Source organism: Anabaena sp. CCY 9402-a (genome assembly GCF_963920945.1).
In the GTDB taxonomy this organism is placed as follows: Bacteria; Cyanobacteriota; Cyanobacteriia; order Cyanobacteriales; family Nostocaceae; genus Trichormus; species Trichormus minutissimus.
In genome coordinates this window covers 1-14,930 of record NZ_CAWUDL010000109.1, presented here as the reverse complement: position 1 = coordinate 14,930, position 14,930 = coordinate 1, and the positions used below count along the sequence as shown (strand labels likewise).

12 protein-coding genes are annotated in these 14,930 nt (G+C 42.8%); 4 read left to right on the top strand and 8 right to left on the bottom strand.

Annotation, left to right across the window (positions count from 1 at the left end):
- Nucleotides 1-149: 149 nt before the first annotated feature.
- Both gorA and ACM0OR_RS25925 read right to left on the bottom strand, forming a co-directional pair.
- Nucleotides 150-1,502, bottom strand: coding sequence for a glutathione-disulfide reductase (gene gorA / locus ACM0OR_RS25930; RefSeq protein ID WP_414579320.1), 1,353 nt, complete (start codon nt 1,500-1,502; stop codon nt 150-152).
- Between the two features lie 357 nt (nt 1,503-1,859).
- Nucleotides 1,860-2,432 (bottom strand): peroxiredoxin, encoded by a 573-nt coding sequence (locus ACM0OR_RS25925; protein WP_414579319.1) that lies wholly within the window; start codon nt 2,430-2,432, stop codon nt 1,860-1,862.
- 219 nt (nt 2,433-2,651) lie between these two features.
- On the opposite strand from ACM0OR_RS25925, the gene ACM0OR_RS25920 reads away from it, so the two are divergent.
- Together ACM0OR_RS25920 and ACM0OR_RS25915 are read left to right on the top strand one after the other, a co-directional pair.
- Nucleotides 2,652-3,068, top strand: a complete 417-nt coding sequence (locus ACM0OR_RS25920; RefSeq protein ID WP_190704323.1) for a Fur family transcriptional regulator — start codon at nt 2,652-2,654, stop codon at nt 3,066-3,068.
- Between the two features lie 148 nt (nt 3,069-3,216).
- Nucleotides 3,217-3,930: a Uma2 family endonuclease gene (locus tag ACM0OR_RS25915; protein WP_414579318.1), complete on the top strand. Its 714-nt coding sequence runs from the start codon at nt 3,217-3,219 to the stop codon at nt 3,928-3,930.
- Nucleotides 3,931-3,989: 59 nt separating this feature from the next.
- Here the strand turns inward: ACM0OR_RS25915 and ACM0OR_RS25910 are convergent, their stop codons facing one another.
- Nucleotides 3,990-5,036, bottom strand: a complete 1,047-nt coding sequence (locus ACM0OR_RS25910; protein ID WP_414579317.1) for a DUF1611 domain-containing protein — start codon at nt 5,034-5,036, stop codon at nt 3,990-3,992.
- A complete protein-coding gene (locus ACM0OR_RS25905; protein ID WP_414579316.1) occupies nt 5,020-6,087 on the bottom strand; it encodes a dipeptide epimerase in 1,068 nt (355 codons plus the stop codon). The genes ACM0OR_RS25910 and ACM0OR_RS25905 overlap by 17 nt, the downstream gene beginning before the upstream one ends.
- 136 nt (nt 6,088-6,223) lie before the next feature.
- Here ACM0OR_RS25905 and ACM0OR_RS25900 point away from each other — a divergent pair, with 136 nt between their 5' ends.
- On the top strand, nt 6,224-6,775 hold the full coding sequence (locus tag ACM0OR_RS25900) for an NUDIX hydrolase (RefSeq protein ID WP_414579315.1): 552 nt from the start codon (nt 6,224-6,226) through the stop codon (nt 6,773-6,775).
- Nucleotides 6,776-6,867: 92 nt separating this feature from the next.
- Here ACM0OR_RS25900 and ACM0OR_RS25895 read toward each other — a convergent pair whose 3' ends face one another.
- From ACM0OR_RS25895 to ACM0OR_RS25880, 4 genes are all read right to left on the bottom strand, one after another.
- Nucleotides 6,868-8,580, bottom strand: a complete 1,713-nt coding sequence (locus ACM0OR_RS25895) for a SulP family inorganic anion transporter (protein ID WP_414579314.1) — start codon at nt 8,578-8,580, stop codon at nt 6,868-6,870.
- A 67-nt stretch (nt 8,581-8,647) separates the two neighbouring features.
- The gene (locus tag ACM0OR_RS25890) at nt 8,648-9,511 is read right to left on the bottom strand and encodes a universal stress protein (protein WP_414579313.1); all 864 of its coding nucleotides are present in this window, start codon (nt 9,509-9,511) and stop codon (nt 8,648-8,650) included.
- Nucleotides 9,512-9,556: 45 nt separating this feature from the next.
- Nucleotides 9,557-10,975 carry a SulP family inorganic anion transporter gene (locus ACM0OR_RS25885; RefSeq protein WP_414579321.1) on the bottom strand — a complete coding sequence of 473 codons (1,419 nt, stop codon included), beginning with the start codon at nt 10,973-10,975 and terminating at the stop codon, nt 9,557-9,559.
- 1,128 nt (nt 10,976-12,103) lie between these two features.
- A complete protein-coding gene (locus ACM0OR_RS25880) occupies nt 12,104-12,442 on the bottom strand; it encodes a P-II family nitrogen regulator (RefSeq protein WP_190704343.1) in 339 nt (112 codons plus the stop codon).
- 283 nt (nt 12,443-12,725) lie between these two features.
- Here ACM0OR_RS25880 and recQ point away from each other — a divergent pair, with 283 nt between their 5' ends.
- The gene (gene recQ, locus ACM0OR_RS25875) at nt 12,726-14,882 is read left to right on the top strand and encodes a DNA helicase RecQ (protein ID WP_414579312.1); all 2,157 of its coding nucleotides are present in this window, start codon (nt 12,726-12,728) and stop codon (nt 14,880-14,882) included.
- The last annotated feature ends 48 nt before the right edge of the window (nt 14,883-14,930 follow it).

Here is a 14,930-nt window from a genome sequence, read left to right as displayed (position 1 = left end):
CGGAGTCAATTTTTCTCTTGCCTTGGAATGACTTTTTCAGCAAGCCCTAAATAGGGTGCGGTACTGAAAGATCATTAGTGATAAGCGTTGGTGGTGGTCTAAATTCCCCACCATACGTCTTGATCACGGATAACTGTTCACTGGTTTAATCACCGCATAGTCACAAATTCTTCGGCAGAACTGGGGTGAATCCCCACTGTGGCATCGAAATCGGCTTTTTTAGCACCCATTTTCAGCGCGATCGCAATTCCTTGAATGATTTCTCCAGCATGATCGCCTACCATGTGCGCCCCTAAAACTTGATCGGTTTCTTGATTTACCACCAGTTTCATCAGGGTTTTTTCTTCTTTGCCTGCTAGGGTGTAATACATAGGACGGAAGCGACTGCGGTACACTTTAATGCGATCGCTACCATGTTCTTCAATGGCTTCTGCTTCCGTTAACCCAACTGTTGCAGCTTCAGGAGTAGTAAAAATCGCTGTAGGAATATTTTCATAGCTCATCACACGGGACTTACCACCAAAAGCTGTATCTGCGAAGGCTCGTCCCTCATTAATTGCTACAGGAGTGAGTTGAATTTTGCTGGTACAATCGCCTAGAGCATAGATATTTTCTTCCTCGGTGCGGCTATAGCGATCGACTACAACCATGCCCTCTTGATCTAGTTTTACAGAAGTATTCTCTAAGCCTAAATTATCAGTATTTGGTTTCCGTCCTAACGCTGCCAAACTGATTGCGTCTGCTAATATATTTTCTTCGGTGTCATTTTTAATCATCATACTGACACCAGTGTCTGTTTTCTCAATGCTCACAATATCGGCATTATTAATAATTCTAATGCCATGACGAATCATTCCCTCTTGAATTTCTGTTCTCAAATCTTCGTCAAACCCGCGCAAAATTTTATCTTGGCGAATCACCTGAATTACTTCTGTTCCTAACCCATGTAGAATGCAAGCAAATTCAGAGCCGATATACCCACCACCAAGTATGACAACCCGTTTAGGTTGGGGCTTCATTTCAAACAAAGCATCAGAAATCAGCGCGTGTTCAATACCAGGAATATCAGGACGAACTGGTGTCCCACCTACAGCAATTAATATTTTATCGGCGGTGACTTTAGTCTCGCCAACTTCAACTGTATGATTATCAATAAATTTAGCCCGCCCCTGAAATATCTGCACTTTGGAGTTATCTAACATCTTTTGATAGATACCGTTGAGGCGTGTCACTTCATTATTAACACTGGTAATCATATCTTCCCAGTTCAGGGAACTTTGGACGGCACTCCAACCATAACCTTGTGCTTCTTCAAATATCCCAGGAAAGCGGGAAGCGTAAACCATTAATTTTTTCGGTACGCAACCACGGTTAACGCAAGTACCACCAAGTCGATCAAATTCTGCAATCCCAACTTTTGCGCCATATTCCGCCGCACGGCGAGCTGTAGCTATCCCACCAGAACCCGCACCAATTACAAACAAATCAAAATCGTATGTCATATTAGTTCAAATTAATTCAAAATGAAATTAACCATAGCTCAATTACGAATGAAACAGGCAAAGGAAGTAATAATTAGCTCCCTTTGCCTGAAAACCAACAAGCGCAGAATAATGAACAATTAACTGGGGACTAGGAATTTTAGATTTTGCGGAAAGTTCTGTAGGCGGGTTTCCCAACCTAGGAACGCCACTTGCTACAAGCCGGGAAACCCGTCCAACGCAGTGGCTCAACTTTTCAAGACGGATTTTGGATTGAATAATCTAAAATCCAAAATTGAAAATCCAAAATTGAAAAGCTGGGGACTGGGAAATTATTCTTCCCTTACACCCCTACACCCCCATACCCCTACACCCCCATTAACCGACGAATGACAACCGAGGTGCAACTTCTTTGGAGCGTTCTACACCCTTGAGGTATGCCAGGACTGTATCCGCATCGGATACTTCAAAAGGATCTGTGGGACAGTTGTCTTCAAAACCAGGCTCAACTAACATTTTTTCAATCTCGCCGTGGTTGACAACCATTGAATAACGCCAAGAACGCATCCCAAAGCCGATATTAGATTTATCTACTAACATTCCCATCTTGCGGGTAAATTCGCCACTACCATCGGGTAACAAGAACACGTTTTTCGCCCCTTGTTGCTTACCCCACTGGAACATGACAAATGCGTCGTTGACTGATAGACAAATAATTTGATCAACACCTAGAGCTTTGAATTCATCATAAAGTTCTTCATAACGGGGCAGGTGGGTGGAAGAACAGGTAGGTGTAAATGCCCCAGGTAAAGCAAATAAGACTACTTTTTTACCGCCGAAAATTTCTTGAGTTGTCTGGTCTTGCCAACGGTAAGGGTTGGGGCCAGCTACAGACTCATCCCGAACACGAGTTTTAAATACAACATCAGGAACGCGAGTAATAGCAGTCATAAATACCTCGTTTTTAGATGGAAAAATTAAACTTTTGTGGCAGTTTGATTATTTGGTAGTGGTAACTCACCACTTACAAACCAGAATAATTCTGATTTAGGAATTAGTCAATAGTTAGAAATACTGACTTGTTTTTATATCTCCAAGAAAAGTTAAATCCTGGGAAAAGAAAGGTTATAATATCGGTCTAGGCTTATTTACCTCGGTCAAGTAAATCCTATGCAGCAGCAAGCTGATGAGATTATCAAAATACTAAAAAGTAAAGGATTGCGAGTCACGCCTCAGAGGTTCGCAGTCTACGCAAACCTGCTGGCAAGAAAGGACCATCCTACCGTTGAGCAAATTTTGACGGATTTAAATAAGGATGCACCAACTTCATCGCAGGCGACCGTATATGCTGCGCTTCAGGCGTTGCGTGAGGTGGGTTTGGTGCGTGAAGTGTTATTAGAAGAAGGGGTTTCTCGTTACGATGCTAATGTTGCACCCCATCATCATTTCCGGTGTAACTGCTGTCGCACTATCGAAGATATTCAATGGAACACCTTCGGCAATATTGATTTAGGTCAACTCCGTTCCGGGCTAAAAGCAGAACGTTTCGAGGTGATAGTTCAGGGAATTTGCGATCGCTGTCAGTAGGGAGTGCTGAGTGCTGAGTGCTGAGTGGACATAAAAAAAGTAAAAAGTAAGAAGTAAAAAGATTCTTGCCTTTTACCTTTTTACTTCTTTATCTTCCCTAAACTCGCACTGATAAAATGAACATATATTTTGCGAAGGAATCAATCCTATGGAATATTCCATTGCTCTGCCCCAACTGCCAACAGCCGCAGAACTGCCGGACTCTGATGATACTCCCGTGGATAACGAACTGCAAAATCTCATTCCTAACTTACTGTTGGCTATTTTATCGGCAGTTTGGAGCGATCGCCAGGATTGGTTTTTTGGGGTAGACATGGGCATCTACTACCTGCCGACTGCACCCCGAAAATCCATTGTCCCCGATGGGTTTTTGAGCTTGGGTGTAGAACGACGGCGACAACAGCGAGGTAGACTCAGTTACGTGTTATGGGAAGAGAATTGGATTCCGCCCATTTTGGTTGTTGAAGTTGTTTCTCAAACCTATGGTGGAGAATACGACACCAAGATGAGCAAATATCTCGATTTGGGCGTATTGTATTACGTGATCTATAATCCCGACCACTGGCAGCGAGATAATCACGCTCCCTTTGAAGTGTATAAACAAATTGATGATGAGTTTATTTTGCGATCGCAAGAACGGTTTTGGATACCGGAATTGCAACTAGCAATTGGGGTAGATGTGGGTATCTATGGAGGCTGGGAGAGGGAATGGTTGTTTTGGTTTAATCAGGATGGTGAGCGATTCCCCAGTCCTGATGAACGAGTAGAACAGGCTCAACAACAAGCTCAACAGGCGCAACAAGAACTCAAAGACTTACAAAATAGGCTCAAACAGCGCGGTATCGATCCCGATAGTTTTTAACTAAGGGAGTGGTGAACCCTCTCCCTGCCCCCTTCGATTGCGCTCAGGGCAAGCCTGCCCTAATTCTGCATGACTGCATCCAAAAGGACATCAGCACCAAAGCGCACTACATCGGTGCAGGGTAGACCAGTTTCGGCTGTAGTTTGTGCGATCGCATTTTTTGCAGCAAATTCATCTAAATGGGCAGTGTTTAAGGCTATACCCGCTACAGGTACTTTACCAAATGCCCCGCCAGCACTGGCGACGGTTTCATACAGCTTAATCACCTCTGGTAAAGGCGGGATGGGTACATGGGGATTATTGCGATTATGAGTTTGTCCGGCTTTATGTACCAAGACTAATTGAGTCGGTTGAGAACCACGAATTAGGGGTAAGGTTGCCGTTGAACCAGGATGTAATAAAGAACCTTGTCCTTCTATATATAAGATGTCGTAATTTTTCCCATAGCGCATCACCATCTGTTCTACTGCACCCGCCGCAAAGTCTACCCGCACAGCATCTAAGGCTACACCGTCCCCTTCTAGCATCACACCAGTTTGACCGGTAGCCAAAAATTTAGAACGCCAACCCCGCAGTTTTGATAACCAATGTAATTCTAAACTCGTGGACATCTTCCCAATGGCCATGTCAGTTCCCACTGTTAACACCCGCCGACAGGGTAGAGTCCGCGCGATTCCACTGGCAACATCTAAATTAGCTGGTTCTTTTCGCACGTCCCAAATTAACTGCCCTGGTTTGAGGAGCGCATTTAAATCAGCCATATTTGCCAAAGATGTGTGTAACCCATTCACCAACGACATCCCAGCTTCCAAGGCTGTTTTAATTTCGATCCAGTAATCATCAGGTACACCACCACCTTTGGGGGCAATTCCAATCACTAAGATTTGGGGCTTGTATTCCAAGGCTGCTGCTACCGATGCCACGATGGGGACATCTCGCTTAATACCTGTGATTTCTCTTAAAGATTGTCCCGGACACTCCTTATCTATAACTGCCACAATTGGGGCTTCACTGTAGCGTAGCAGTGCTAGCCCTGTTTTGCCGACAGACCCCTGAGTTCCTTCATGCAATAAAATAGCAACTTTTTGATTAAGCGGCAGACGCACTGTGTTTTACTCCCAAGCCTGGTAAATCGTTTGGTAATACTCTCCCTTCTTGTACCACTGCACCCGTGAAGGGATCATCACTTAAATTTAAGTGACTATCTAAATCTAAATAATCAGCTAGTGGCGATAGTTGTGCAGCTGCGGTATTGGATAGGGAACTGTCAGAATAGCAGCCAAACATAACTTGTAACCCATAAGCACGGGCAGTATATACCATCCGCATAGCCTCAGTTAAGCCCCCAGATTTCATCAATTTAATATTGATGCCATCTACATAGTTTGCCAGATGGGGAATATTGGAGCTATTAAAGCAGCTTTCATCCACAAAAATCGGTAAGGGTGATTTTTCTTTCAGCTTGACTAAATTAGTTTCCTCTCCCCGTGGCAATGGCTGTTCCACATACTTTATACCTAAATCCGCCAACCAATTGCACATCTCAATGGCATCTGCTAGAATCCAACCCCCGTTAGCATCGACAAAAAATTCTTGAGCTGGTGCTTCTTGTTGCACTGCCAATAGCATTTGTCGATCTGCTTCTATCCCTTCTGGACTACCTAACTTGACTTTAAATAAACGCACATCGGTAAATTGTAACCAATCCCTAGCCCTTGCCTGAGCGGCGGCTGGTGAACTAATGCCGATAGTGACGGAAGTTGGGACTATGGCGTTACGATTCAGTCCCCAGATTTGCCACAAGGGTAATCCTACATACTTACCTAGCCAGTCATACAATGCCATATCGAGTGCTGCCCTCGCTGCCGAAGGCACTTGGTGTTGGATTAACACTTGCTCTATTTCCTGTCTTTGCAACGGGTGAAAGGCTTGCAACACTGGCGCGAGTTGTTCTAAGGAGTTCTTAATAGTATCAGTTGATTGTGCATGATTGCCCACGCCAAACGGCGATGCTTCACCCCAACCTTCGATGTTCTCTGCATCTTTGTTAGAACTGACAATCTTTACCCAGACATTAGTTGTCTTTGCTGTTGTCCCGCGACTAATAGTTAAGGGGAATCGCTTGTTAACTGTAAATAGATGAACTTCTATCTGCATAACTATGCTCAAACTCTGGTGAGAGCAAAAATAGTGTAAGTGCAAATTTTAGCTGATTTGGGGTATCAGTTATACTTTTTTACATTCTTTATTGATAGCTAAAATATTAAATAATCCTTCGTAAAACAAAGAGTGTATGAGCAAATTACAAAAATGGCAGATATTAAACTCCAAAATGGTCTTAGATCATCCTTGGTGTCAAGTCAGGCAAGATGAGATTAAATTACCCAATGGTCAGATAATAGATGACTATTTTGTGAATATTAAGCCAGATATTGTCCTAGTTCTTCCTATTACTGCCACTAGAGAAATTATTTTTGTTCGGCAATACAGACATGGGGCGGAGGATTTTTTTATAGAACTGCCAGCCGGGAGGTTTGATCCAACACAAGAAAGTCCAGAAGATGCAGGTATGAGAGAACTGCAAGAAGAAACAGGTTATGTAGCTCAAAAACTGCAAAAAATTGCCACGTTATATGACAACCCCAGTAAAGAGAATAATCAAATTCATTTATATTTAGCAGAAAATGTGATCAAGGTTGGAGAACAAAAGTTAGATATTACAGAAGAAATTGAAGTAATTTTAATTCCTTTAGAGTCAGTATTAGAGAAAATATCTCAAGGGGAAATTTCGGTGGTAGGAAGTATTGCAGCCTTGTTGTTAGGATTAAAGTTGATCACTGATTAATTCTGGGTAGCCTACGGCAAGCAAGCTACAAGTCTCTACTCCCAAATATTGAGTCTCAAATTTTGAATTATAATTTCACCTTGCGGCACTTTTCAGACAAGACTTTCTGGCTGAATTAGGTTAGATGCCGATGTTAATGCCTGTAAGCGGCTTTCTACCTGACTAATTTGGGCTGACGACTTGACAGAAGACTTATCCTGTGTATGGGAAGGATTACAGAATCGCTGCAATTGAAGCTGGGTAATCCGTCTCTCCACTTGCCCAGGGGTGACGACCATCCAGACATGACGATGATGTGCGATCGCATCTTCTACTATAGATTCAATAGCCAATGCCGCCGTAATTCCAATATTGGGGACTTCACTCAAATCTAATACTATTGCTTGATAGTTCTGTACGAATGACATCCGGCGAGAGATGCTTTTAGCTGCACCAAAGCTCATTGGCCCTCCCAATTTAAGTAGCAAAATATCCCCTCCGGCTTGGGTGAGGATTTCTTGCTCGGCGAGAGTAAGATTGTGATTTCCTGTAGAGTCAGTAATGACTTGAATATTATCACTTTGGACATCACTTAACCGTTTAATAGTCAGGACATTGGCAATAAACGCTCCCACTAGTACCGCCGTAATTAAATCCACAAATACGGTGAGAAACAATACCAAATACATTAATCCCGTACCCTTCAAAGAAAGACGGGGCGCACGTTTGATAAACCCCCAATCGAGAATATCAATGCCTACCTTTAATAACAGTCCCGCCAGCACTGCATTAGGAATCTGTGCAGTTAATGGACTTGCCCAAAACACAACTAACAGCAGTACCAGGGCATGAATCATCCCGGATAGGGGCGTTTTCCCTCCAGCTTGGACATTTACGACTGTCCGCATGGTTGCGCCTGCACCGGGTAATCCTCCAAATAACCCCGCCAACATATTGCCAATCCCTTGCCCAATCAACTCTTTGTCAGAATCATGCTGAGTACGGGAAATATTATCAGCCACCAAGGAAGTTAACAGCGAATCGATCGCCCCCAACACCCCTAACATCAGCCCATACCGCAGCATATCGGCTAACTCGCGGATATTAAAGGTAGGCATTCGGAAGGTGGGTAATCCGCTAGGAATCTTACCAATGCGCGACACATTGGCATCTTTGAAGACCACCACTACCACCACTGAGACAATTGTTACCACCACCAATGCCAATAGGGGGGAAGGTAAAAACCGATTTAGTTTGGTGGGAGTGGCAAAGACAATAAGCAAGGTGAGTAATCCCAACCCTATAGCAACCCAATTGGGATCACTTAGATAGGTGGGTAGTTGTTGTAGGGTTGTGACCACGCCACCTGTGCCGGCATGACCTAGTAAGGGGGGCAATTGCAGCAAAATGATAATTACGCCAATCCCTGACATAAAGCCAGAGATGACCGTGTAGGGTAGGAGGGTGATGTATTGTCCCAGGCGCATCACCCCAAACAGGATTTGCAGTAGCCCGCCCAACATGACAACGGTAAATGCAATTTCTAACCCCGTATCGGGATAACGCGCCATCAAGGTAGAAATCACTGTTGTGACTACCACAGTCATTGGCCCAGTAGGGCCAGAAACTTGGGCTGGTGTTCCGCCAAATAGGGCAGCAAAAAAGCCGACGATGATCGCACCATAGAGTCCGGCGATCGCCCCTGCACCAGAAGCAACCCCAAAGGCTAGGGCTAAAGGTAGAGCCACAATGGCAGCAGTTAAGCCTCCAAACAGATCGCCGCGCCAATTGCGAAAATGAATTTTGTTAATTAGGTTGATGGACACTGTATTACTACTTTTAATTAAACAGATTTGAACACAATTACACTAAGTATTTAAACAAAACTTGTAATCAACGAAATACCAGTACGGGAATATTGCTGCTGCGAATGATTTGAGTTGTGGTGCTACCAATAATCAGGTGACGAATCCGGCTATGTCCGTAAGCCCCCATCATCAGTAAATTAATGTTGTTTTCTTGCACATATTGAGCTATGGCTTGTTCTGGTTCACCTTCTAGGAGGCTAAAGACTGGCTCAAATCCTACTGTATACAACCATTCTTGAGCCTCATTCAGTGTGACCATTGCTGTTTGATCTGAGTTACTTTTAGCCACCGTCAGCAGATGTATCTCTAAACTTTGAAAGACAGGAGAATTTTCTAAAAATTGCAGGATCTTTTGCCCACTTAGACTACCATCATAGGCAACCAAAATGCGCTCAATCGGTTTAAATTCACGGGGAGTAACTAAGCACGGCTTACTACTACTACGAACAATCCGATCTAAATTTGCACCTAAATGTCCCGATGCAAAATCGGCTGCTTCTCCCCGTTTACCTAAAATGATCAAGTCGGAATTTTCTGCAAATTCATGAAAACAGTCCACTAGGAAGCCTGTTTTATTAGTTAACTTAAAATATTCTATGCCTTCAGCTTTCAGAGTTGCGGCGGCATTTTGTAAAATCAATCTTGCCCGTTGATTGTTCAGCTTGGCTTTTTCATGTTCTAAGTTAACTAAATCATTTAGGAGTTTTTCTGAAGCACCTAGTCCAATACTACCGCTTAAGTTACCAGTAGAAGCGACTTTTTGGCTGCGAATATCGGTGACAAACAAAACATTAATGTGGGCATGGAATTGATTAGCAAACCAAGCTCCATATTTATAAACATTTTCCGCAAAAGATGAACCATCAGTACAAAGTAAAATATTTTTCATTATGGTTTTAGACCCTGCTAATCAAAGGGTTGAAAGGCAAAAATTCTACTGTTTTTTCAAAGCATCGGAGTTTTGAGAAATCGCTAATTTATTCAGTAAGGTAGCACTAGCGGCATTCAGTCCAACTAGTTCTACTTCTGCACCATTGCGGCGAAATTTCAGCACTGCTTTATCAAGTACCTCTACTGCCCCTTGATCCCACAGGTGAGCATGAGTTAAATCAATGGTGACGCGCTCGACTAGTTCTGTAAAATCAAAAAACCCTAGAAATTCATCTCTAGATAAAAAGAAAATTTGCCCAGCTACTTTATAGATGCGATGCAAACCATCTTCACTCAATACTTTATCCACAAATACCAACTGGGCAATCTTGTTAGAGAAAAATACTGTACTCATAACGATGCCTGTCACTACACCCAGGGCAAAATTACGGGTAAAAATTGTCACAAACATCGTTGTTAACATGACGGCGGTTTCAGTACGGGGAATGCGAGGAAGATTTTTGATGGATGACCAACGAAATGTACCGATGGACACCATAATCATCACGGCTACTAGTGCCGCCATCGGCATTTGTTTCACCCAATCTTGTAAAAACAAAATGGCAATTAACAGGAACACTCCAGCCGCCAGGGTTGATAATCTCCCCCGTCCGCCAGACTGAACATTAATCACTGATTGACCAATCATCCCACATCCAGCCATACCTCCAAAGAAGGCAGTAACAATATTAGCAATGCCTTGTCCGTTGGCTTCTTGGTTTTTATTGCTGGGGGTATCTGTGAGTTCATCCACCAATGAAGCGGTTAAGAATGAAGCTAACAAACCAACGATCGCCAAGGTCAAAGAATAGGGCAGAATAATCTTTAATGTTTCTAGAGTTAACGGTACTTGGGGTAGAGCAAAACTAGGTAGCGCAGTTGGTAACTCTCCCATATCCCCAACGGTGGGAACTTCAAGTTTCAGGGCGATCGCCGCGATTGTCATTACTGCTAAAGCGACTAGGGGCGAGGGAACTGCTTTAGTAAAACGCGGCAGAATGTAAATAATCCCCAAGGAAATGAGAGTCAATATATATACAGTCGGCGGCACATTTCTCAGTTGGGGTATCTGGGCGAGAAAAATCAACACCGCTAGGGCATTAATATAGCCAATCATCACCGCCCTGGGGACAAATCTCATTTGGCGACCCAGTTTTAGCAACCCAAAAAAAACTTGAAAGACCCCGGTTAAAAAGGTGGCCGCGAATAAATATTGCAAGCCATGATCTTTAACTAAATCAATCATCAATAAAGCCATCGCGCCTGTAGCGGCGGAGATTGACCCCGGTCTACCGCCTAAAAACGCCGTTATAACGGCAATAATAAATGAGGCATACAGGCCGACTTTGGGATCAACCCCAGCAATAATCGAAAAGGCGATCGCCTCTGGAATCAGGGCTAGTCCCACGACTGCACCTGCCATAATGTCTCGCTGAGTGTTAAAAAACCACTCTCGCCTCAGAATTTTTCCGTTCAATTTCCTTCCTATCTCCGCTTATTCATCCAAAATTGGCAGTGGGTAATTCACACCCAACATAGCCGACTCGTCAATATAATTACGTAATTAATAATTCGTAATTTTCTGCTGTAAGCCCCTCTATATCTACGTGAAATCAGTGTTTGCTGCTGTCTTTATAATTACGAATTATTAATTTTCAACACATACCAATCCACAGGCTAAACTCTTTAGCGATCACCTACGGTGGAGCGTAGCTCATCGCTTCCAGCAGGCGGGTATGCCATCGCGCCAAAGCTGAACTAGAATTTACGTGGATTCCTGTACGGATAGTTGCAAAGACTTCTAATAACTGCAAGGCTGACGCTGCACCTTAAGGTGGATACTCCCAACTGTGTAAGGCTACCGAAGAGATCGTTACCTGCAACATTACCCAAACCTGGTTACTATTAGATAATTACAAAGGCATTTATTTGGTAACGAAAGCATATCACAGTGTTCTTACAATTTGCAATAAAAGTACAATAAACCGTGACATATAATACTATCTCTATATGAAGAAGCGGCAACAAAGAAAAGAGAGTTTTAATTACAAAATATGCTGATTTTGTCAACTCCTTTTTAACTATTCAAAATTCTAAATTTAATTAACCATCAGTTTGCCTATCTTAACCAAAGGCGAAAGAAAAAATACTCCAGGTGCGGGATTCCAAACAGCATCACGATTAACTTGGATAATTGTCAATCAGTGGGGGCTTGAGACTCCACTGACTGATTGAAACTGCGAATTGCGATCTTCTCTACGTTCCCTGCGGAACGCTAAGGCGTAGCTTGCTTCCCGTTCGCGGTAGCGTCTCCAAAGGAGAAGGGTACACGAAACGTAGCCCATTTGTCACTGCGAATTGGTTTGACTAGTAGGCATTGCTGATTGTATTGAATTGAAAAACTCTTTGAAAGTTAGCTTGTTCGATATACTTCATCCTATCTAGTCAGCAACGCCTACTTTACTCATAACTTAGCACTGGCTAAACGCCGCGCTACCGCTAACAGCACGCTGCTCAAAGCCCCGCTATAGCTGTAAGGGCTTTACAGCACTTACACTGCTTCTGTGTTCTTTTCGCCAGTCCGAATCCGAATCACTTGCTCTACTGGTGAGATGAAAATCTTACCATCACCGATTTCTCCAGTGCGAGCTGCTGAGATGATTTTGTCAACCACCATATCAACTTGATTATCTTCCACTACAATCTCCACTTTGAGTTTTTGCAGAAATTCAACGGTGTACTCAGAACCGCGATAGCGTTCTGTTTGTCCTTTTTGCCGTCCGAACCCCCGAACTTCAGAAACCGTCATACCCACAATACCAGCGTTGACTAAAGCGATTTTTACTTCGTCTAGCTTAAATGGACGGATAATTGCTTCTACTTTTCTCATGTCATCGACTCCTAATTTTTAGAAGGTGTGTTTATATATCTAACCAGATCAAATGTCTGATACTTTCACTATTCGCCTTATTTTAAAGACAGATGTGAGAATTGCAACTTTTTTTAATCGCATCTGACCCAGATTTTCTTGTGTCTCTGTGGTTAAAAATCATTTTTTAACCACAGAGACACAAAGACACAGAGAAAAATCTATGCCGTCGAGGCGAGAGATTGTTAAAATCCTGTTATCCTCGTAACTACTCACGCAGAACGCAATCAGAAAAGCGATCGCTATGCTTCAGTATCCCCATCTCGAACAGGCGTTAAAATATCACTTCGGTTATGATCAGTTCCGTCCTGGACAACGGCAAGTTATTGAAGATGCGCTGCAAAATCGGGATTTGATGGTAGTGATGCCTACGGGTGGTGGTAAGTCTCTGTGCTTTCAATTACCTGCATTGATGAAATCAGGACTGACCGTGGTAGTGTCACCGTTGATTGCTTTGATGCAAGACCAAGTAGAAGCACTAAGAAATAATAATATCTCGGCTACGTTCCTTAATAGTAGTTTGAATGCGTATCAGGTGCGATCGCGGGAAGAAGCCATTCTCAATGGTAAGGTAAGATTACTCTACGTCGCCCCTGAACGTCTTTTGAGTGAAAGGTTTCTCCCGTTTCTCGATTTAGTCAACGAAAAAATCGGTATATCTATTTTTGCCATCGATGAAGCGCATTGTGTTTCTGAGTGGGGACATGACTTTCGTCCAGAATATCGTCAGTTGAAATCTCTGCGGAAGCGTTACCCGAATATTCCCGTCCTCGCCCTTACCGCCACAGCTACAGATCGCGTCCGGGCTGATATTATTCAACAATTAGGATTAAAACAGCCGAGTATTCACCTGGCTAGCTTTAATCGGCAAAATCTTTATTACGAAGTCCGTCCTAAAAGTAAACAGGCTTACGCTGAATTATTAGAATTAATTCGAGATAGTGAAGGTTCAACTATTATTTATTGTTTAACTCGTAAAAAGGTCGAAGAACTTACCTTTAAACTGCAAAATGATCAGGTGTCTGCTTTGTCATATCATGCCGGATTACCTGATGATGAACGTAGTAAAAATCAAACGCGATTTATTCGGGATGATGTGCGGGTGATGGTGGCAACTATCGCCTTTGGGATGGGGATTAATAAGCCTGATGTGCGCTTAGTTGTTCACTTTGATATTCCCCGTAATTTGGAGAGTTACTATCAAGAGTCGGGTAGGGCTGGTAGAGATGACGAACCGTCACGTTGTACTATCTTTTTCAGTTTTGCTGATATTAAAACCATTGAATGGAGTATTGAACAAAAGACTGACTCTCAAGAACAATTGATTGCTAGGCAACAACTCCGGCAGATGATAGATTATGTTGAAGGGACGGATTGCCGCCGCACAATTCAACTAGGTTATTTTGGGGAACGCTTTGCGGGTAATTGTGGTAACTGTGATAATTGTCGCCATCCCAAACCTTTAGAAGATTGGACAATTGAAGCTATGAAATTTTTATCTTGTGTGGCGCGTTGTAAAGAAAGATTTGGGATGTTACACGTTATAGATGTGTTGCGCGGGGCAAAAAAAGATAAGATTCTTCAATACGAACATGATAAGCTTTCTACCTACGGTATTGGTAAAGATAGAACTGTAGATGAATGGCGAATGTTGGGGCGATCGCTTTTACATCAAGGTTTATTAGAGCAAACTAGCGACGGTTATTCTGTACTGAAATTAAATGCTTTAAGTTGGGAAGTCATGCGGCGACAACGCCAAGTTATGCTATCTGTTCCTGTGGTGCAGAAGCTTAGTGTAGTCCCAGAGAATCCCAAGGCAGAAGTCGCAGAAGCATTATTGCACAGATTGCGATCGCTGCGTAAACAATTAGCTGATGAGCAGTCTGTACCGCCTTATGTAGTCTTTCATGACTCGACTTTAAAATTGATGGCGCAGGTACAGCCGAAAAACATAACTGAATTTGGTAAACTTTCAGGTGTAGGTAGTCACAAACTAGCCCAGTATGGGGAAAAATTTCTCACAGAAATTCGCGCCTACCGTCAAGAAAAAAACCCGACAGATCAACCTATAAATTCTACGTCTTCATCCAATTCAGTTTCTGGTAGTGAATTACACACATTACAGTTACATCAACAAGGTTTAAATATTGCTCAAATAGCTCAAAAACGTAATCTGAGTCCATCTACTATTGCTAGTCATTTAGAAAAACTTATTGAGAAAAATCAGTCTATAGATTTAAATCAATTAGTTCCTCTAGAACATCAGCAAAAAATTTGGCAAGTTTTGGAAGTGCTGGGTGATATTGCTTTGACACCAATTAAACAACAATTGGGCGAAAGTTACACTTTTAATGAGATTCGCCTAGTTAGAGAAAAGTGGCGGCGACAAAATCGTAAGTAGGGCTTGCAGAATAAACAAAAAACCTAGATAAATCAAGAGATTTGGGGG